At 44.5% G+C, this 19137-nt stretch carries 21 protein-coding genes and 1 pseudogene; 3 read left to right on the plus strand and 19 right to left on the minus strand.

Annotated features, from left to right (window positions below; translation table 11 throughout):
• Positions 1-9: 9 nt before the first annotated feature.
• Positions 10-2043 carry a tRNA(Met) cytidine acetyltransferase TmcA gene (locus QUE24_RS11185; RefSeq protein WP_286303915.1) on the plus strand — a complete coding sequence of 678 codons (2034 nt, stop codon included), beginning with the start codon at positions 10-12 and terminating at the stop codon, positions 2041-2043.
• On the opposite strand, the gene QUE24_RS11190 is transcribed toward QUE24_RS11185, so the two are convergent.
• The 11 genes from QUE24_RS11190 to QUE24_RS11240 all read right to left on the minus strand — a co-directional run bounded on the left by QUE24_RS11190 (position 2033) and on the right by QUE24_RS11240 (position 8830).
• A complete protein-coding gene (locus tag QUE24_RS11190; RefSeq protein ID WP_286303916.1) occupies positions 2033-2536 on the minus strand; it encodes a permease in 504 nt (167 codons plus the stop codon). The genes QUE24_RS11185 and QUE24_RS11190 overlap by 11 nt on opposite strands.
• Complete coding sequence (locus tag QUE24_RS11195) at positions 2536-3234, minus strand: permease (protein ID WP_286303917.1); 699 nt, start codon at positions 3232-3234, stop codon at positions 2536-2538. Before QUE24_RS11195 ends, QUE24_RS11190 begins: the two co-directional genes overlap by 1 nt.
• Positions 3235-3303: 69 nt before the next feature.
• Positions 3304-3615: a Rieske (2Fe-2S) protein gene (locus QUE24_RS11200; RefSeq protein ID WP_286303918.1), complete on the minus strand. Its 312-nt coding sequence runs from the start codon at positions 3613-3615 to the stop codon at positions 3304-3306.
• Entirely contained in the window at positions 3612-4037 is a 426-nt protein-coding gene (locus QUE24_RS11205; protein WP_286303919.1) for a PfkB family carbohydrate kinase, read from the minus strand. The genes QUE24_RS11200 and QUE24_RS11205 overlap by 4 nt, the downstream gene beginning before the upstream one ends.
• Positions 4022-4471: a PfkB family carbohydrate kinase gene (locus QUE24_RS11210; RefSeq protein ID WP_286303920.1), complete on the minus strand. Its 450-nt coding sequence runs from the start codon at positions 4469-4471 to the stop codon at positions 4022-4024. The genes QUE24_RS11205 and QUE24_RS11210 overlap by 16 nt, the downstream gene beginning before the upstream one ends.
• Positions 4472-4514: 43 nt before the next feature.
• Entirely contained in the window at positions 4515-5162 is a 648-nt protein-coding gene (locus QUE24_RS11215; RefSeq protein WP_286303921.1) for an adenylate kinase, read from the minus strand.
• A gap of 37 nt (positions 5163-5199) precedes the next feature.
• Positions 5200-6051, minus strand: a complete 852-nt coding sequence (locus QUE24_RS11220; RefSeq protein ID WP_286303922.1) for an HDOD domain-containing protein — start codon at positions 6049-6051, stop codon at positions 5200-5202.
• On the minus strand, positions 6048-6191 hold the full coding sequence (locus tag QUE24_RS11225; protein ID WP_286303923.1) for a hypothetical protein: 144 nt from the start codon (positions 6189-6191) through the stop codon (positions 6048-6050). Before QUE24_RS11225 ends, QUE24_RS11220 begins: the two co-directional genes overlap by 4 nt.
• Before the next feature lies 1 nt (position 6192).
• Positions 6193-7176 (minus strand): S49 family peptidase, encoded by a 984-nt coding sequence (locus QUE24_RS11230; RefSeq protein WP_286303924.1) that lies wholly within the window; start codon positions 7174-7176, stop codon positions 6193-6195.
• A gap of 39 nt (positions 7177-7215) precedes the next feature.
• The gene (locus QUE24_RS11235) at positions 7216-7875 is read right to left on the minus strand and encodes an HAD family hydrolase (RefSeq protein WP_286303925.1); all 660 of its coding nucleotides are present in this window, start codon (positions 7873-7875) and stop codon (positions 7216-7218) included.
• 256 nt (positions 7876-8131) lie between these two features.
• Positions 8132-8830, minus strand: a complete 699-nt coding sequence (locus tag QUE24_RS11240) for a pseudouridine synthase (protein ID WP_286303926.1) — start codon at positions 8828-8830, stop codon at positions 8132-8134.
• 556 nt (positions 8831-9386) lie between these two features.
• On the opposite strand from QUE24_RS11240, the pseudogene QUE24_RS11245 reads away from it, so the two are divergent.
• Together QUE24_RS11245 and QUE24_RS11255 are read left to right on the plus strand one after the other, a co-directional pair.
• Positions 9387-11861, plus strand: a pseudogene (locus QUE24_RS11245) (Rne/Rng family ribonuclease).
• Positions 11845-12120 (plus strand): hypothetical protein, encoded by a 276-nt coding sequence (locus tag QUE24_RS11255; protein WP_286303929.1) that lies wholly within the window; start codon positions 11845-11847, stop codon positions 12118-12120. The pseudogene QUE24_RS11245 and the gene QUE24_RS11255 overlap by 17 nt, the downstream one beginning before the upstream one ends.
• Here the strand turns inward: QUE24_RS11255 and kdsB are convergent.
• The 8 genes from kdsB to QUE24_RS11295 are packed head-to-tail and all read right to left on the minus strand — an operon-like array spanning position 12106 to position 19133.
• Entirely contained in the window at positions 12106-12858 is a 753-nt protein-coding gene (gene kdsB, locus QUE24_RS11260) for a 3-deoxy-manno-octulosonate cytidylyltransferase (protein WP_286303930.1), read from the minus strand. The two genes, QUE24_RS11255 and kdsB, sit on opposite strands and share 15 nt — an antisense overlap.
• A 3-nt stretch (positions 12859-12861) precedes the next feature.
• The gene (locus tag QUE24_RS11265; protein ID WP_091712526.1) at positions 12862-13041 is read right to left on the minus strand and encodes a Trm112 family protein; all 180 of its coding nucleotides are present in this window, start codon (positions 13039-13041) and stop codon (positions 12862-12864) included.
• Complete coding sequence (lpxK, locus tag QUE24_RS11270) at positions 13034-14017, minus strand: tetraacyldisaccharide 4'-kinase (RefSeq protein WP_286303931.1); 984 nt, start codon at positions 14015-14017, stop codon at positions 13034-13036. Before lpxK ends, QUE24_RS11265 begins: the two co-directional genes overlap by 8 nt.
• Before the next feature lie 5 nt (positions 14018-14022).
• Positions 14023-15777: a lipid A export permease/ATP-binding protein MsbA gene (gene msbA, locus QUE24_RS11275; RefSeq protein ID WP_286303932.1), complete on the minus strand. Its 1755-nt coding sequence runs from the start codon at positions 15775-15777 to the stop codon at positions 14023-14025.
• Between the two features lie 3 nt (positions 15778-15780).
• Positions 15781-16200 (minus strand): ExbD/TolR family protein, encoded by a 420-nt coding sequence (locus tag QUE24_RS11280; RefSeq protein ID WP_286303933.1) that lies wholly within the window; start codon positions 16198-16200, stop codon positions 15781-15783.
• Positions 16175-16831: a MotA/TolQ/ExbB proton channel family protein gene (locus QUE24_RS11285; RefSeq protein WP_286303934.1), complete on the minus strand. Its 657-nt coding sequence runs from the start codon at positions 16829-16831 to the stop codon at positions 16175-16177. The genes QUE24_RS11280 and QUE24_RS11285 overlap by 26 nt, the downstream gene beginning before the upstream one ends.
• A 56-nt stretch (positions 16832-16887) precedes the next feature.
• On the minus strand, positions 16888-18849 hold the full coding sequence (locus QUE24_RS11290) for a DNA internalization-related competence protein ComEC/Rec2 (protein WP_286303935.1): 1962 nt from the start codon (positions 18847-18849) through the stop codon (positions 16888-16890).
• Positions 18816-19133, minus strand: coding sequence for a hypothetical protein (locus QUE24_RS11295; protein WP_286303936.1), 318 nt, complete (start codon positions 19131-19133; stop codon positions 18816-18818). The genes QUE24_RS11290 and QUE24_RS11295 overlap by 34 nt, the downstream gene beginning before the upstream one ends.
• Positions 19134-19137 lie beyond the last annotated feature (4 nt).

The following is a 19137-nucleotide window of genomic DNA, read 5'->3' on the forward strand; positions in this document are numbered from 1 at the left end:
CCATAAAGTATGTCACTGCCACAGCGTCACTGTTGGATCATACAAGGCGATACCGAATGGCTTTATCAGCAGGCATACGCTTTGTACCAGTCTGTGTCGTCATCAAGCTGTTTTTGGTTAAGTGATGCTGAACACACCAATCAGGCAGTGCATGTTAAACAGGCTCACCAGCATTTAGGGCAAGAGTGTGAGTTATTACTTTTTGAGGTAAGCAATAAGTTTGATGCCGATGCCTTCGGCACAGTCGTTGGCTGTGTCAAAGCTGGTGGCACTGTCGTTATTTTATTAAACAGTACATTATCATCGACCCGATGGTTGAGACGATTTCTTCGAACTGCAACTGACTTTCCAGCAATTCAACAATTCCATCAGCCGCAGTCTTTACCCTCTATATCCAAATTACACGCTAAGAATATAACCACCACTATTATCGAGCCCACACAAGAGCAAGAGCAGGCGATAGCGTTGGTTCAGAGGGTAGTCACGGGGCATCGCCGTCGCCCGTTAGTGTTAACAGCGGATCGAGGTCGGGGGAAAAGTGCCTTATTGGGCATGGCTGCCGCTGAGTTGCTCAAAGCTGGAAAACAACATGTCCTGGTCACAGCACCAAGCTCGGCTAATATCCAGACGTTACTCTTTCATGCCCATCAGCAATTACCATCAAGTAAGTTAAGTGCAATATCAGTGACATGGCAGGATGCCATGATTGAATTTATGGCACCAGATGCCATTTTACAGGCACAACCGACTACTGATTTATTGATCATCGATGAAGCTGCTGCTATCCCAGCTAATATGTTGGAGCAATACCTGATTCAATATTCGCGTTTGGTGTTCAGCTCAACTATCCATGGTTATGAAGGCACCGGGCGAGGGTTTGCTTTACGGTTTTATAAAACACTGGATAAGTTAGCACCGGACTGGCGAGCTTTAAGCCTAAAACAGCCTATCCGCTGGGATGAGGGAGATATCGTTGAGCAGTTCTCTTTTGCGGCTTTATTACTGGATGCTGAGCCGATTGATAGGCAAGAGATTGACGATGCAACCCTAAATGAGCTGAACTATGTTCAGCTTGAACAAGGGCAGTTATTAAATGATGAAAGTCTGCTCAGGCAAGTCTTCGGTTTAATGGCTTTGGCGCATTATCGTACACGACCTTCTGATTTACAGATGTTATTGGACCAGCCTGATATACGAATAGGTGTTTTACGTTTTCAGGGTAAAGTCGTCGCCACACTGTGGACTATCGCAGAACCGCAGCTTGAGGACACGCTTGCTCAGGCTGTTTATGACGGTCAACGGCGGTTGAAAGGCCATTTGCTGCCACAATCTTTATTAGTGCATACGGGAATCATTGATGCGGCACAGTGTGACTATCAGCGTATTAGTCGTATAGCGGTACACCCTGACTTTCAGCAGAAAGGTTGGGGACAGTATTTATTAAAATGCGCTGTTGCCGAAATGACTGATGACACCGATGTGGTGGGAGTGAGTTTTGCGATGTCGGAGGATTTGTTACATTTCTGGCACAAAGCCGGATTTGAAGCTGTTCGGCTGGGTCAACATCGCGATGAAGTGTCCGGTAGTTTATCGGTGATGATGTTAAAAGCACTGACACCAAGTGGTCAGACTTTGGTTGAGAAGGCCCGTAAAATATTAGCTTGTCAGTGGTCGTTTTTATTAAGCAGACAATGGGATGAGCTGGATGCTGAGTCGGTAATTCAGATTAGCCAGACACTGCTTGATGATGAAACATTCAGTATTGATGTGTTGCCGCAGATACAGAGTTTTGCATTCAAGCAGCGTCCTTATGAGTCCTCGGAGTGGGCGTTATGGCAGTGGTTCAGGTCTCAACTATCCAGCCCAGGATTTGAACAGTTACATAAAGAGCAGCAACAATTATTAATTATGTTGATTCTGCAAGGTTTACCATTTGATAAAGCCGCTAAGCAACTCAAACTATCAGGTCGAAAACAGCTAATTACACAATTAAGAAAAGCGGTAAGTCAATTACTCGATATCGAAGCAGATATTAATTCATAAGCAGTTTGACTATCACCCCACCAACTAACCAGATACCTGATAAAGCAACAAGTGTATTCATTACAACTTTTCCTAAAGAAAGTGACGTCCGATGATGGTGACCTGATTGTGACTGTTTCCAGTTATAAAACAGATAGCTTGAGATAAGTAAAAAGCCAATATTTAAAAAGAAATTATAGTTGAGTTTGAAATGGTCTTGCTCAGCAGGTGATGACCAGTTTTCAGGATTAGGTAATACATCAAATAATTGAAAGCCATAATGAAGTAACAGTGATGTTATTACCAGGCAGATAAACAGCATCATAAGGATGAATAGGGCCATTTTCCAACCGTAATATTTGGCATTAATACGAAGTACTGGCAGAACGACCATATCAGAAAAAATAAAAGCCATCACACCAGCGAAAGCCACCCCTTGGCCGTACAAAACAGCAGCCAGAGGAATATTCCCCATTGAGCCAATGAAAGTGAAAAAAGCAGCAACTGGACCCACTAATGTTTGTTGTAAGACTGACCAGAAGTCTGGATTGTCTGTGCCTGCGCCGATGAACAGCCATTGAAAAAAGCATCAGGAACAAAAGCGGAGATAATACCGGCAACCGTAAAGCCAATCAGCACATCTTTCCATACCATTTGCCATTCCATGACATATTTCTGACTGATTTGTTGCCAGATATCTCGGCTAAACAGCCGTGACCAGGTATGTCCCTCAGATTCATTTGCCTGCATATCCTCAGATTGATTATCACGAGCCTGCTTTATCAGGGATTTAGGGTTGGTTAAGTAAATAAACAACCAAGCGATCAGAATTAATAGAATTGCGCCTAGGTATTCACCAATAACAAATTGCCAGCCTAGAAAAATGGCGATGACAAAACCCAGTTCAATAACCAGATTCGTTGAAGCCAGCATATAAGCCATAGAAGCGGCGAAAGTGGCGCCTTTTTGAAATAAGGCACGTGTGGTGGACAAAGCAGCAAAACTGCATGAGCTAGATATAAAGCCGAATAGTGTGCCTGTAGATATAGATTTAAGATCATCGCCTCCCATAAGCTTTCGCATTTCTTTTCGAGAGACCATGACTTGAATAATACTGCTGACGATGTAGCCAAATATAAATGCCCACAAGGCCATCCAGAAAAAACCAAGACTGGTTAGAGAGGCTTCAGACCATTTTTCCAATAGTTGCAAAATAATCTCCCCTAGAAGGTATAAATCTACCGTATCAGGAGATGGAAATAAGGTAAACCTCGCCCGATGCTAAAACCTTAATATTAAGCGGTGTGAGACTTTCCCCCGGCAGGGGCCTGAAAAGCAGTAACCGTCTTCCAGTTGAAACAAAGCACCGTGAGTTGAACATTGGATATGTGTTCCTTCCAGCGACATAAACTGATCGGGTTGCCAGTTCAGTGGGATACCTAAATGAGGACAAAAATTTAAATAAGCTCGCACCTCACCATCTTGTTTCAGTAAAAAACAGTCCAGTGTTTTATCGTCTTCCAGCTCAATGTTAAACCCCCGCGTTTGGTATTCCTTGAGCTCATTTTTATTACAAAGATAGATTTCTGTCATAACGGTAATAAATTCTCCAGTCCTTCCTGGCCACATTTTTTGCCTGCCAGGCGACAAGCAAATGAAAGTGTCTCTTCATCAGTTAGTTGTTTTATCATTCCAGAAATGATGCCGGCATTAAATGTATCTCCGGCGGCGAGCGTATCAATCACGTCGTTAGGAGGGAAAGCTGGACTAAAAATGAGCACATCATGGTTTTTTAACCAAGCCCCTGTTTCACCCCAGGTACAAGTCATAAGACTCGGCAGGGATAAACTCTGAAGAAACAGCTCAGCGGAGTCATATCCCTGACTAAGCACATAAGGTTTAGAGAATAACAGTACATCTGCCAGAGGAAACAGTTTTTCTATACCTTCACGTGGTTTCTCTATTTCCAGAGAACAAGGTAAGTGTGGGTAATGTGTTTTTAACCATCGCAGCATTTTGTCGAGCTCATCGACATTTCTACCTTCAAAATGAATCCAGTCAAAGCCAGCCAGATCTTGCTGTGAAAAAAGTGAAAATCCAGCTCGGGACAATCACGGTAGTGCACGATGGTGCGACTGCCTGTTGACTTGCTCACCGTGATGTAAGAGGTCGGTAACTTACCTGTAGAGAGTTGCTTACAGAATCGATAGCTGATCTGATGAACGTCTAGATCGTGTTTAACAATAGCGGCATCGCTTTCGTCAATCAACACGCCAGACCAGGCGCATTGATGGCCTAACTGACTGAGAACGACCAGTGTATTTGTCGCATTTCCACCACGTCGAATACTCTGGCTGATAGCTCTGATCTCATCATCTTCGTGAGGATAGCCGTTAACACGGTTGATGATATCTATGGTGGCGATACCGACAGCTAAAATATTTGCCATAAAGTGAAGCCGGCCCTTTAGGGCCGGTATCTGTGTTGATGGATTAGATGTTATCGAAAACAGCACCGACGGCATTGGTGATTTCATCAATATCACCTGTGCCAGGAATGGCGTGAAGCTTATGCTGTCTTTGATAGTAACCAATTAATGGCGCAGTCTGTTCTTCGTATACTTTCAGACGATTACCAATGGTTTCTTCATTATCATCAGCGCGCTGAAATAATTCGCCGCCACAGCTATCACATTGGTCTTCTTTTTTAGGTGGTGACAGGTGGATATTATAAATGGCACCACAGTCTTTACAGGTACGACGACCAGTTAAACGTTGCATTAACTCTTCAAAAGGCACGTCCAGTAACACAACACCCTGCAAAGGTTGGCCTAATTGCTCAAGCATGCTGTCTAAGGCTTCTGCCTGGGCAATATTGCGTGGGAATCCATCAAGAATGTAACCATCTTGAGCATCTTCTTCTGATAAACGCTCGCGAATCAGACCGATAACAATATCATCCGATACCAGAGCACCCGCATCCATCGCGCTTTTGGCTTGTTTGCCTAACTCTGATCCCGCTTTTACTGCCGCACGCAGTAAATCACCCGTAGAGATTTGTGGAATATTGAATTTCTTTGATAACACAACGCCTTGTGTGCCTTTACCGGAGCCTGGGGCACCGAGAAGAACCGTTCTCATTGTTAGCCTCTTAAATAGATTAATTTTATGTTGAACTCTAATGCTCAGTCATCATAACGGATTCCAAACGCTGGATTTGTTTGGCAACCTGCCTGAGTAAATCCGGAATTTGGTATTCATTCAAGCCCAGCAAATCCCAAGCTGCTGGGTCTAGCGGAGGAACATGGCTGTCGCCACTATGTCCGAAGGGCACGGAAGATACCAAGATGTCGGCAATATGTACAACTGCTGCATCAATCAAGAACTCATCCGCATCGGAAGGAGAGTGGTGATAACGTGCGACTTCCTGAAGTGATTTTGGCAGACGCCAGGCTTTAGTCAGTGCTTCACCTACGTGAGTATGATCAAACCCCATTGCCCGCTGCTCGGCTTCAAAAATAATTTCATGGCCAAACTCAGCACTGTTAATCGCTTCACGCGCTAGTTCGGGGACTGTCTGATAAATAACCAAACTACCAATATTGTGAAGCAGGCCGGCAATAAAAAAACGCTCACTCGAACGTTGGCCACATTCTTCAGCCAACAGCTTGCTGGCAATCGCACTGGCAAAACTATGGCGCCAAAACTCATTCATATTGATCAATGAGGTAGGAATGCCTCTGAATGAATTCAGTACCGATGTCGCTAGAATTAGATTAGTCAGCTCACGTGTACCTATAATGGTGATGGCTCGCGAGATTGTATTTATTTGAGAGGGAAAGCCATAAAAAGGGCTGTTCACGATTTTTAACAGACGTGTTGCTAATGCCGGATCGGTATTAATGACCGCACTGATATCATCGATACTACTATCGGGGTCTTCCATTAGCTCATTGAGCTGTGTGTAAGTAGTGGGTGGTGAAACGAGTTCCAGTGATTTGTTGACCAGTGATTCAGCTGTGAGGCTCATGTTTGCTCCTCCTGCTCATTTTCCAAGTCTAACTGCATTTCATACAGTGCTTTCATGAGGGGGTGACTCAGATCAACATAGCGAAAGCGTTCATCACGCTCTTCGCGTTGGGCTTCAGTTAATTCAATGGTGTCTGCCATATTATTTCACACTCCATGATGCCTTCTCACTGACGAATTGAGAGATAGATGCGCCGAGCTTGCCTGCAAACTGATCAAGGTAGTTTGGACGCGGGGTGTAATCAACAATATCTTCTGCGCCCAGAATATCACGTGCCACAGTACTGGTGTTTGCTAAACCATCAATCAAACCAAGATCGACAGCTTGCTCTCCCGACCAGAACAGTCCAGAGAATAAATCATCATTATTTGCCAATCTATCGCCACGACCTTCCTTTACTACGTCAATAAATTGCTGATGAATGGTGTCTAGCATATTGTGGGCATGTTCGAGATCAGCCTCTTTCATCGGCAGGAATGGGTCTAAGAATGCTTTGTGTTCACCAGCGGTTAAAGAACGTCTTTCGACACCCACCTTGTCAATCAAATCAGTAAAACCAAAACCATCCATTCTCACGCCAATTGAGCCGACTATACTGGCTTTATCTGCATAAATTTTGTCAGCTGCTACGGCGATGTAGTAACCGCCTGAGGCACAGACATCTTGAATAACAGCATAGACGGGAAAATCAGGGCGTGTTTTTTTGAGGCGCTGAATTTCATCATTGACGATACCTGACTGAACAGGGCTGCCGCCGGGGGTATTCATTCTCAGGATTAAACCTTTGGCTGATTGATCTTCAAAAGCGTTACGAATACCCGTAACAATACTGTCAGCATTCGCTTCGGATTCACTGGCGATAGGGCCACTGATTTCAACCATGGCCGTGTGGGGGCCAGTAGCAGAAGATAATTGTTTGGGTGAGTAACTTAGAATTAGAAAGGCGATAAGATATAAAAAAATCAGGCCTTTAAAGACATATCCCCAGCGGCGTTTGTTACGCTGTTCTCTTATGGCTGCAAACGCCAAATCTCTCAGAACATTGCGTTCCCAAGTCTGATCTTCCTTGCTGTTGCTTGTATTTTCCGAATTATTATTAGGTGGGAAATCGCCAAATGTTGCCATGTTTATCTATCCTGAAAAAAACATAAGTATGCCATCATATCAAAACTCTGTGTCAGGACGAGCTAACCACTTCTCAACTTGATATAGATCATGAACAATGGCTCTGGGGTTCGCTGCTTTAAGAGTGAGTTCTGGGTGTGCACCATGAGTGATTCCGAGACTGTCAGCACCGGCATTATGGGCCATCATTAAGTCGAACTCTGTATCACCTATCATCAGCGTTTGGTCAGAAGTGACACCAGCATAATCCATCAGTTCCATCAGCATTTGTGGGTGTGGCTTTGAATGGCATTCATCAGCGCAGCGGGTTGATACAAACAAGTCACCCAACCCTGTTTGTTGGAGGGCTCTATCCAAGCCTCTACGACTTTTTCCTGTGGCCACGCCTAACAGAATATTTTGTTCATTAAGTCGACCTAGCAAGGCTTCAGCATGGGCAAAAAGCGGTGTTGACTCCGGCGTGTTTACCCAGGTTTGACGATAGCAGTCAGCTAATGCTGTCCAGGTTGCCGCATCAGCATCTGGATAGAGTGTTTGCACTGCTTCATGTAATCCCAGCCCGATAATATGGCTGACTTGCGTATCTGACAGTGGTTCTAAAGATAAGGTTGAAATAGCTCGGTGCATACAATGAGTGATGTGTGCCGTTGAATCCATCAAGGTGCCGTCCCAATCAAATATGATGAGCTGGTAGTCCATTATGCATGCTCCATGTGTGAAACAACGCTCACCAGGTTGTCTGGAAGAGGGGCCTCCAATAGAAGTGGCTCATTGCTGATGGGATGTCTGATACCCAGACGCCAAGCGTGAAGAAATAAGCGTTTCAGGCCATAGCTTTTCATGGTTTTATTGAATTCGCGATCGCCATATTTGTCATCACCTGCAACAGGGTGACCAGACCAGGCTGAATGGACACGTATCTGATGAGTTCTGCCAGTAAAGAGTTTGACCTCAGTCAGCTGGGCAAGGCTAAAAGCTTGTTTTGTGATAAATAAGGTTTTGGCTTTTTTCCTGCAGAGTCGACTTTGACCATGCGTTCACCGGAAGAGACGGTATTTTTTTGAAGAGGTTGTTCGACGTAGAGTTCATCTTGCCTGATTTCACCTTTTAATAAGGTTAAATAACGTTTGTCGATTTCATCAGAAAGCATTTGTTGTTGTAGACTCAATAGACATTCACGAGTTTTTGCTATTAACAAACAACCTGATGTGTCACGATCGAGGCGGTGAACTAACTCGATAAATTCTAATTCAGGTTTTATCAGTCTGAAGGCTTCGATGACGCCCATTTGAATCTGAGTGCCTGCATGAACGGCCAGACCTGAGGGTTTATTCAACACCAGCATGGATTCGTCTTCAAAAATGATGCAAGCGAGTAACTGCTGTTTTAATGCGTCTGAAATCTCTGTTGGCTGATTTTTTTCAGATACCTGCAAGGGTGGCACACGAATAGAGTCACCAGCCTGGATTTTATAGGTTTGTTTAATACGGCCTTTATTGACACGCACTTCACCTTTCCGGATGGCACGATAGATCCGACTTTTTGGCACACCTTTTTCAAGTGTAAGCAAAAAATTATCGATACGCTGCCCAGCTTGAGATGCGCTTATTTCAATAAATTGTACTTTTTGTGACTGAGGTTTGTGAGCTGCCATAGAAATAGGTTAAATTTTGAGTTGCTGAGATGGCAATAGACTGCTATATTCGAACGTTGGTCCGTGCGTAAAATGAGGTCAGTATACCTACTTTTGTCCACGATGACTGAATTTTGCGTCGCGCCCTCGAAAAAGAGGTTGATGCGGCGCCCGGTAAACAAATATATATCTTCGCTGGACAGGGGTTCAGCGGGTGGGCTCATAGGGAGCCCTTGTAAGAATATCAGGTTCCCATGTCTTGATTGCCATCAAAACGAGTAGAAAGACGCATCAGACAGGACGACAATTAAGTAATTAATATAAACAAAAACGGTTCAGATTTTAGGCTTGAAGGTAAGCTAAGAAACCAATGAAAGTTGCAGAACACTATTGCAACCCGATGAAAGAAAAAGATGACTCATGTTCGCCTTGATGGGATGGCGCATGAAAGAAACGATACGATAGACAATTAATTACTGAACAACAGACATCGTCGCTCTGTAAAGCCCGACTGGCTAACGCGTCCCCTACGATGGTGGGCGGCAGGATATGCGAACCTCAACATTGAGGTTAGTGCATGAAACGAATTTTAATCAACGCAACACATGAAGAAGAGTTGCGTGTGGCAATGGTCGATGGCCAACGCCTATTTGATCTGGATATTGATACCCCATCCAGAGAACAGAAAAAAGGTAACATCTATAAAGGAAAAATCACTCGAGTAGAGCCGAGCTTGGAAGCTGTTTTTGTTGACTATGGTGCAGAAAGACAAGGCTTTTTGCCACTGAAAGAAATTTCAAAAACGTACTTTAAAAAACGTGATGATTCTGATGACAACAATGGGCGTCTCAACGTTCAGGATGTGCTTTCTGTTGGTCAGGAATTAGTTGTCCAAATCGAAAAAGAAGAGCGTGGCAATAAAGGTGCGGCTCTGACGACTTTTATCAGCTTGGCTGGTCGTTATTTAGTTCTGATGCCCAACAGTCCTCGTGCAGGCGGTATTTCTCGTCGGATTGAAGGGGATGACCGTGCAGAGTTGCAAGAAGCTTTACGCTCCTTAGAAGTCCCGGAAGGCATGGGCATGATAGTGCGAACTGCTGGTGTTGGAAAACAGCCAGAAGAGTTGCAGTGGGATCTTGAGTATCTTGTCCAGCTCTGGACGGCTATTGACGTGGCTGTCAAAGATCGCAACGCGCCATTTTTGGTTTACCAGGAAAGCAATATTATTATCCGTGCCTTACGTGATTACTTGCGTAAAGACATTGGTGAAATTCTGGTGGATTCGCCTGAAGTGTATCAAACAGGCTATGACTTTATGCGCATGGTTATGCCGCATGAACTCAGTAAATTTAAACTGTACCAGGATAGAGTGCCGCTATTCACTCGTTATCAAGTTGAAAGCCAGATTGAGAGCGCTTTTCGACATGAAGTGCGTTTACCATCCGGTGGCGCATTAGTTATCGATCCCACGGAAGCGTTGATCTCGATTGATGTTAACTCAGCACGCGCGAATAAAGGCGGTGATATAGAGGAAACAGCACTTAACACCAACCTGGAAGCTGCCGAAGAAATTGCACGTCAGTTAAGATTACGCGATCTGGGTGGTTTGGTCGTTATTGACTTTATCGATATGGGGCCTAGCCGTAATCAGCGCGAAGTTGAAAATCGCCTGCGTGAACATCTGAAAGCCGATCGTGCACGTGTTCAGGTTGGTCGGATATCTCGTTTCGGTTTGCTGGAAATGTCTCGCCAGCGTTTGCGTCCTGCTCTTGGTGACGCCCATCAGGAAATTTGCCCACGTTGTGCTGGTCTTGGCCATGTGCGTGGTGTGGAATCCTTGGGGCTGGCGGTATTACGCCTGATTGAGGAAGAAGCAACTAAGGATAAGGTCACGCAATTAATCGTTCAACTGCCTGTACCTGTTGCCACGTTCATTCTTAATGATAAACGCGAACAAGTCGATATTATTGAAAAGCGTCACGGTGTGAAAGTGGTGTTGATACCGAATCCACACCTTGAAACACCTCATTACGATATCGAACGTATCAAAGATGGCGGTGAGCGAAATGAAGTCAGTCACCAGCTTATCTCTCAACCAGAACAAGAGGTTCCGGTAGTATTACGCGATAAACCCGTCATGGAACAACCAGCAGTGAAGGGAATATCACCCGCAGCACCTGCACCGGTGATTGTTAAGGAAAAAGAGCCTGAACAAAAACCTAGCCTGCTGAAACGTTTGTTAAATGTGCTGACAGGAAAAAGTGAGCCAGAGAAGGAAGAAAAGCCTGTCGTGGATACAAAAAAAGAAAAAGCTCACCAGAACAACGCACACAGAATCGTCGAGGACGTGGTCGTTCTAAGAATAATTCAGCAAATAATCAGAATCAGGAATCTGCTGATAATAATGAACGTAAAAAACCACGCCGTAGAAATGATAAAAATACGGACAATACTGAGCAGAAGAAGACTGAATCAGCAAATCCAGTAAAAGAAGAGGCTGCTTCAGACAATAATGACGATAAGCAGACACGTAGCAGTAATGGTCGACGCTCACGTCGTGGAGGCCGTCGCCGTCGTCCTGCTCGCGCTGAAAATACATCACCTGAGAATAATAACTCAGCTGAAACTCAGAAAGGCAACATTGCTCCACCGCCGCCACCTGAGGTTAATGGCAATGCCGTTCCTGAGCCTGAGCCAGAAGTGAATGGTAATGTGATTAAGGCAGAAAAAGAGCCCGAAGTGGATGGCAACAAAGTACCTGCCTCAAAACCACGCAGACCACGTTCGTCAGGCCCGACAAATAGACGTCGACGTCCGAGTGATAAGGATAAAGCAGAAGCGGCTGCTGCTAATAATGCTTCTAGCAACGAGGATGCTGCAAAACCAGCTCCCAAGCCAGAAGCGACAGATAAGCCTGTTGATAAAAAGGTAGAAAAACCAGCTGAGGAAAAAAACCGGTGGTAGAAAAAATTCGTCTTCGGATGATAATGGCTCTGAAAAGAAAAATAAGGCCAAATCTGAAGCGAGTGAGACGAATGCCACGCAAGAGTAATATTCCGCATGAAGAACTGCTGGCCTTAATTGGCCAGCAGGTTTCGTATCAACAACAACGTTGTGAGATTATTGAGTTGTTGGATGGCGCTGAATTAATCCTGCAAGTGCTCGAATCGGGCCACAACATTCAGCCCAATCAATATGGCGAAGGACACCGACCGGTGCCAGTAACGTATACCCTACCTGTATTTGATGGTGAGGGAAATTTACACGCTGAGCTTATTGCCGCAGGTTTAGATAAGTTACTCTGCCAATAACTGCCTGACTTCAATTAAGTCTGCTTCTGTATCTACCCCATGTCCGGCACTAATAAGAGCTTCTGACATGTGGATTTTCTTCCCGTGGAATAATACACGTAACTGTTCCAATGATTCTTCCGTTTCAAGCAAACACGGCGTCATCCCTGCGTAGTTTTTCAAGAAGTGAGCGCGGTAACCATATAAGCCAATATGGCGATAATGAGGAAGTTTTGGTGGTAATTCCGTTTTGTGAAAGTGATCTCGCATCCACGGAATAGGAGCACGGCTGAAATATAAAGCATAGCCTTGATTATCCATTACCACTTTGACCACATTAGGATCGAATACTTGTTTATCTTGATGAATTCGACTAAATAGCGAAGCCATATCTGCTTCTTTGTGTTGAGCCAGGTCTGCAGCAACCTGATTAATCAGTAAGGCAGGTAAACAAGGCTCATCACCTTGTACATTAATCACTATTTCCTCATCATTGAACTGGCGTTTTTCAACAACTTCGGCCAGTCTGTCTGTTCCGGAGCGATGAGTCTCCGCCGTCAAACATACATCGGCATCAAAAGCGGTCACTGTGTCAGCAATACGTTCATCATCTGTTGCGATAATGACCTTGTCAGCATCACTCTCCAGAGCACGTTCATAGACATGTTGAATCATGGGTTTACCAGCAATATCCATTAGCGGTTTACCTGGCAGGCGACTTGATGCATAACGAGCTGGAATAATGATATTAAAGCTCATTCATTAGACCTCTTCATCTGCTGGCATTTGACGTGCTTCCTCTATCAACATGACGGGAATATCGTCTTTAACCGGATAAGCAAGACGGCAAGCTTTACAAATTAATTCCTGAGACTCTTTTTTATAATGCAATTTACCTTTACAAGCAGGGCAGGCGAGTATCTCTAAAAGCGCGTTATCCATTAGATCGTTCCTTTAATATTTGGTGAATAGCCGGAAATACAGGGCTATCGAGTGTGGCCTCAACCGGCAAATACCACATATTTTTGTGAGCAAAAGACTGACATTTTACGGCATCTTTCTCGGTCATTAGAATGGGGAGGTCATCATAAAATCTCAGGTCATCCGGTAAATACTGATGATGATCAGCAAAGTCGTGAGGGTGAACAATAATGTCATGAGCGGTTAAAGAATCAAAAAACCGCTTAGGATGACCAATTCCGGCGACCCCATGGACCTCTTTATGCTGGAAATAGCTTAATGGCACGGTCACGGTCTCATCATGTAAATTGATCCACTGCATAGGGGTTAGCTGCATGGAATGACCATGTTCATCACTAGAGCCATTATAGATAATCAAATCAACAGAATTTAAACGAGACAAGGGTTCCCGCAGTGGACCTACCGGCAGGCACTGTTTATTTCCAAAACGTCTTTTACCATCGATAATCACAATTTCCAGGTCACGTGCTAATGCATAGTGTTGCATACCATCATCAGAAATGATCACATTACAATGATGCTGGCTGAGCAGATGAATTGCTGCTTGTGGACGATCAGGATTAACGACGACCGGACATGCTGTGCGTTTTGCGATAAGTACGGGTTCATCACCACATTGTTTTGCATTGCTGTTTGCTGTGACTTCTAATGGATATTTTCTGCTGGCGCCACCATAACCACGACTGATAATCCCTGGCTTATAACCCGCTTGGCTAAGCTGTTGAGCCAACCATATAACAAAGGGTGTTTTACCGGTGCCGCCAACCGTAATATTGCCCACAACAATGACTGGTACAGGCATGGTGTGCTTGGTCAGCAAGTTTTGACGATAAGCCCACCGACGACAGAATATGACAAGCCGATATAACCAGCTAAGCGGTAATAAAAGCCAATATCTGGTGCCGGACTGATACCAACTGTCAGTTAACCAGCGCATGATGATCAGTCATCCTGAAATTGTAGACGATACAACTCGGCATAGTGTTTGCCATTAGCTAATAATTGCTGGTGAGTACCTGTTTCAAGAATTTCACCATCATGCATGACAATAATTTTATTGGCTTTTTCGATGGTAGATAGGCGATGAGCAATGACCAGCGTAGTGCGTTCACGCATAAGCTCTTCAAACGCCGCCTGGATATGGCGTTCAGCCTCAGTATCCAAGGCAGAGGTGGCTTCATCCAGAATCAGAATAGGTGAGTTTCGGAGCAGTGCCCTTGCAATAGCCAGACGTTGTCGTTGTCCGCCGGATAACAGTACCCCATTTTCACCAACTTCAGTGTGTAGTCCCTGAGGGAGTTTCTGAATGAATTCCCAGGCGTGAGCTGACTTAGCGGCTTGTATAATCGCTTCTTCACTAACGTCACCTGCCTGACCATAACTGATGTTGTTAGCTATCGTGTCGTTAAACAAGACAACTTGTTGGTTAACCAGAGACAATTGTTTACGCAAATCTTTTAATGTGAGCTGACTGATATCAACGCCATCAATCAGAATTTGTCCTTTTTCAATATTGTAAAACCGTGCCAGCAAGCTGACTAATGTGGTTTTACCACTGCCTGAATGGCCAACAAAAGCGATGGTTTGTCCAGGTTCTGCATGAAAAGAAATATCATTGAGTACGCTTCCTTTACCTTCATCGTAACTGAAGCTGACGTGACGGTATTCAATCTGCCCTTTGGCACGGTCCATGGTGAGTGTGCCATTGTCATGCTCAGGTTCTTCATCCAGTAAGGTGAAAATACTCTCGGCTGCTGCGATACCTGCCTGTAGTTTTGAGTTTATTTTTGTTAAACGCTTTAACGGTGTCAGCAGCATAAACATTGCCGTGATAAAGGAAATGAAGCTCCCGACTGTGATGGCTTCAAGTACTTCTGGCAGCGTGGCCAGATAAATGACGACAGCAAGGCCTAACACAGTAATTAACTGAATCACCGGCTCACTACAGGCATCCGTGGCTATCTTTTTCATTTGCTGGCCACGGTTTTTTCTGTTGATACGATCAAACCGTTCAGTTTCATACACTTGACTACCAAATGTTTTGACTTCGCGATGCGCTTCAATGATTTCTCCACAGACATGACTGACATTGCCCATAGAACCCTGAATTTCTTTACTGATTCGACGAAACCGTATGCTGACAAAATAAACCAGAACAGCCACAAAGGGGACGGTCACTAAAATGATCAGAGACAGGAAACCATTCAGATAAATCATCCAGGCAATCAGACCAATGATCGTTAATGTGTCACGTATAACAGTCAAAATAGCATCAGTAGCCGCGCCCGCAACTTGCTCGACATCGTAAAGCAGTTTGGACATAAGCTGACCAGAGTTATTTTTGTCGTAAAAACTCGCAGGTAGCGTAATGAGTTTTTCAAACATTTCTTCACGTAAGGTTTTAATGACATTACGTGCAATCCAGCCCAATCCATATGTCGTCAGAAAATTAGCCACACCCCGGATAAAGAACAAACCGATGAGCATCAGTGGCACGTACTTAATCGTAGTGGGATCTTTTTCTACAAAGCTGCCATCAAGTAGAGGTTTCATTAAGGCGGCCATGCCGGTTTCTGTGCCGGCAAAGACAATCATCGCCAATATCGATATCAGAAAAGCCAGCCAATAGGGTTTAACGTAGTTTAATAAACGCTTGTAAAGCTGGACGGCTGTCAGGGTGACAGGTGTTTGACTCATTGATTATTCCGCAGTTGTTTGACGTGTCGCCAGGGTCAATTTGGTGTAGCCGAGTTGTTGTGCTGTATCCATCGCTGTGACGATAAGTTGATATTCTGCTTTGGCATCAGCACTAATAATCACATGAGGATCATTTTGTTCACCAACAACGCGTTTTAACACCTCGGCTAGCCCAGCGGAGGTGACGTTAGTGACTGCCTGATCATTGATAAGGACTTTACCATCCGCTTGTATCACAATATCGATAGGATCGATCTGCTCAGCCATGGCTTCGCCCGTCGCCTCAGGTAGGTCTACTTTTAAAGAGCTTTCACGAATAAAACTGGTGGAGACCATAAAAAACAATAACAGCAGAAAAACGACGTCAATCATCGGGGTCAGATTGACATCGGGTTCCTCAGAGCGTTTTGGTGATAGATTCACGTCTTGCTTCCTCATCTGGATCATACTGACGGTCACCATGCAGAATCTCGATAAGCTGCATCGCTTGTTCTTCCATGCCTACCACTAACATATTAATTTTACCGCGGAAATAGCGATAAAAAATCAAACTAGGAATGGCGACAGCCAGGCCGGTAGCCGTGGTAATCAAAGCTTCTGAAATACCACCTGCCAGCACTTCAGGATTGCCCACTCCGGCGGTGGTAATAACGGCGAAGACTTTAATCATGCCTAAAACCGTACCCAATAAGCCCAGTAATGGAGAAATGGCTGCGATTGTTCCCAATGTGTTGAGATTGCGCTCTAGGGCCACGGTGACATGACGTCCAATGTCCTCAATACTTTCTTTCGTTATTTCACGTGAACTGTTGCGGTTGACGAGGCCAGCAGCCAGAATCTGGCCAAGAGGGGAGTTGCTTTGCAGTGCTTTGATGCGATGTTCATCAACCTGATTAAACTTTAACCATTGCCAAATTTGGGTAATGAGCTCCTTGGGGGCAATGCGTTTCTTTTGTAGGCTCCAAAAACGTTCTGCGATGATAGCAATGGCAATGACCGAGCAGATAAATAGCGGGATCATTAACCAACCGCCTGCTTTAAACAATTCCAGCATGATGTCAGTCTCAGTTGTTTAAATGAAAATAGCGCTCATGATACGTGAAAATTGACTTACTCAGTAGCTTTCGACGTCCACAATTGTTCTTGTTGTTGACGCCAGAATATTGGACTATCGCCTCTACCGAAGAGGATAGCGCCATTCAAGTCGGTTCTGAGAATGGTACTAGGAATGTTTCTGTAGCGATCAGCTACGTCAGTCACAGGAAAACCATACCGATTACGGAAACCAACAGAAAAAACAGCATACTTTGGAGATATGGACTCGATGAAATGACGGCTGGAAGATGTTTTACTACCGTGATGAGGTACAAGTAACACATCGGATTTAAGCGATTTTCCATAGCTGGATACTAATATTTGTTCGCCTTGTTTTTCAATATCACCGGGTAATAATACTGACAGATTTTTGCCTTTTATCTGGAGGACACAGGAACGTTCATTGTCCGAGCCTGATTGATTTTGAAACGGATGCAAAATTTTAAATTCAACCTGATCCCATTGCCAGTGTTGGCCCGCGGTACAGAAGGTGGTGACTTTATGCTCTAGGGGTTGGCTGGTCATGATTTGTGTGACGTTTATATGCTTGAGAATGCCAGATAAGCCACCGATATGATCATTGTCACCATGACTGATGATAACCATATCAACATCATCAATGTCTCGATAACGTAAAAAAGGCACCACAACAGCTTCACCAGTATTAAAGCTCTGACTGTATTTCGGTCCTGTATCAAAGATTAGAGTGTGATGTGTTGTTTCGATGACAGAAGCCAGGCCTTGTCCGACATCTAAAACGCTGACAAAAACATCCCCCGAAGCCGGGCGGTCAGTCTTGTAAAACAAAAGAGGCATTAACAACAAGATAGCGAGATATTTTCCTGGAAAGCCCCTAGGCAACAACATGAATAAAAGAGACAGCGCCAACATGACCAGTATTGGCCAGGGATAAACTGGTGTTTGCCAGCTGGCAAATGACAAGTGACTTAGCCAGGACAAAATAGACCAGAGACAGTTGAGTAAATAATCTGCCGCTGCTAACAATAATGATGAAAGCTTCATGCTGAGCGGCAAGAGCATCATAGCCAGGATAATCAGCGGCACAATCAATACACTCACCAGAGGGACTGCCATCAGATTGCCTATAGGGGATACGACAGATACATCGTTAAAGAAAATGATCAGTAGCGGTATCAGTGCCACAGCCATGAGGAAATGAATTTTCAGCCAGGCCAGTTTGATACCTGGGAAACGCTGAGTGCAACTCATCAAAATGATCGCAACGGCACCAAAGGATAACCAAAACCCTGCGTTTAACACGGCAAAAGGATCAAGGAATAAAACAATCATGCAGGCGAGTGACAACACATGTGAGGGATAGAATGCACGTTTAAAGAATACAGCTAGCATAGCCAGACTCACCATAATCAATGCACGTTGAGTGGGAATGGATAAGCCTGCCAGGCAAGCATAAAAAATAGCAGTGTACAGTCCGCCCAGTGCGCCTATTCTGTGCGCGGGGATTCGAACGGATGTCAACGGACAATAGCGCCAGAAAGCGCTTGTCAGTAAAAAACCTAAAGCGGAGGCCAGTCCGATATGCAAGCCTGAGATCGCCATCAGATGACTGGTGCCCGTGTCGCGTAATACTTGCCATTGGGTTTGATTGATATCGTCACGTTGGCCTATAGCTAAACCGAGTATTAAAGGTAATTGTTCCGCTTGAGGAATGAGTGACCGAATATGCTGTTCGAGCTCAGAGCGCCAGGCATTGATCTGCCATTGAGATGATGTGGCCAGTCGCTGATTATCTTCTGCTTTTTTTATATAACCCGTTGCGCCAATGCCTTTGCTGAATAACCATTTTTCATAATCAAAACCACCGGGATTCATCATGCCATAGGGTGGTTTGAGTTTGACAGTGAACTGCCAGTGCTCTCCAGCTTGGGGGATGTCTTCAGGTGGGTAATACCAGCTGAGTTTTATTTTTTGGGGAGGGATGAATCTTCTGGACAAAATTCAAAACTAATATGGTGATGACCTGTCTGAGGTATGGAGGCGATAAGCCCTTGTACTTGCGTTGTTTTTGCAGGCGTGTCTGCAGCTAGTTTGTTTTGAATAGCTGATTGAGCTTGAAATGCACACCACAATAGTCCGACAATAAAACCTAAAATCCATAGTTTTCGATAATAGGCTAATGCCACGAAAAACAATAATAGTAAGCTCCCTATTACCAGAGGACTGCTTACATATAGACCAAGCAATGTGCCGAGCAAAAATGCAATGGCAGTTTTATTCATATAT

It is taken from the genome of Methylophaga marina (genome assembly GCF_030296755.1).
Taxonomy (GTDB): Bacteria; Pseudomonadota; Gammaproteobacteria; order Nitrosococcales; family Methylophagaceae; genus Methylophaga; species Methylophaga marina.

What these genes read in the sequence shown, in the direction of transcription:
- QUE24_RS11185 (WP_286303915.1), top strand. Translation starts at nt 10, where the DNA reads ATGTCACTGCCACAGCGTCACTGTTGGATCATACAAGGCGATACCGAA.
- QUE24_RS11200 (WP_286303918.1), bottom strand. Translation starts at nt 3,615, where the DNA reads ATGACAGAAATCTATCTTTGTAATAAAAATGAGCTCAAGGAATACCAA.
- QUE24_RS11205 (WP_286303919.1), bottom strand. Translation starts at nt 4,037, where the DNA reads ATGCTGCGATGGTTAAAAACACATTACCCACACTTACCTTGTTCTCTG.
- QUE24_RS11210 (WP_286303920.1), bottom strand. Translation starts at nt 4,471, where the DNA reads ATGGCAAATATTTTAGCTGTCGGTATCGCCACCATAGATATCATCAAC.
- QUE24_RS11215 (WP_286303921.1), bottom strand. Translation starts at nt 5,162, where the DNA reads ATGAGAACGGTTCTTCTCGGTGCCCCAGGCTCCGGTAAAGGCACACAA.
- QUE24_RS11220 (WP_286303922.1), bottom strand. Translation starts at nt 6,051, where the DNA reads ATGAGCCTCACAGCTGAATCACTGGTCAACAAATCACTGGAACTCGTT.
- QUE24_RS11225 (WP_286303923.1), bottom strand. Translation starts at nt 6,191, where the DNA reads ATGGCAGACACCATTGAATTAACTGAAGCCCAACGCGAAGAGCGTGAT.
- QUE24_RS11230 (WP_286303924.1), bottom strand. Translation starts at nt 7,176, where the DNA reads ATGGCAACATTTGGCGATTTCCCACCTAATAATAATTCGGAAAATACA.
- QUE24_RS11235 (WP_286303925.1), bottom strand. Translation starts at nt 7,875, where the DNA reads ATGGACTACCAGCTCATCATATTTGATTGGGACGGCACCTTGATGGAT.
- QUE24_RS11240 (WP_286303926.1), bottom strand. Translation starts at nt 8,830, where the DNA reads ATGGCAGCTCACAAACCTCAGTCACAAAAAGTACAATTTATTGAAATA.
- QUE24_RS11255 (WP_286303929.1), top strand. Translation starts at nt 11,845, where the DNA reads ATGCCACGCAAGAGTAATATTCCGCATGAAGAACTGCTGGCCTTAATT.
- kdsB (WP_286303930.1), bottom strand. Translation starts at nt 12,858, where the DNA reads ATGAGCTTTAATATCATTATTCCAGCTCGTTATGCATCAAGTCGCCTG.
- QUE24_RS11265 (WP_091712526.1), bottom strand. Translation starts at nt 13,041, where the DNA reads ATGGATAACGCGCTTTTAGAGATACTCGCCTGCCCTGCTTGTAAAGGT.
- lpxK (WP_286303931.1), bottom strand. Translation starts at nt 14,017, where the DNA reads ATGCGCTGGTTAACTGACAGTTGGTATCAGTCCGGCACCAGATATTGG.
- msbA (WP_286303932.1), bottom strand. Translation starts at nt 15,777, where the DNA reads ATGAGTCAAACACCTGTCACCCTGACAGCCGTCCAGCTTTACAAGCGT.
- QUE24_RS11285 (WP_286303934.1), bottom strand. Translation starts at nt 16,831, where the DNA reads ATGCTGGAATTGTTTAAAGCAGGCGGTTGGTTAATGATCCCGCTATTT.
- QUE24_RS11295 (WP_286303936.1), bottom strand. Translation starts at nt 19,133, where the DNA reads ATGAATAAAACTGCCATTGCATTTTTGCTCGGCACATTGCTTGGTCTA.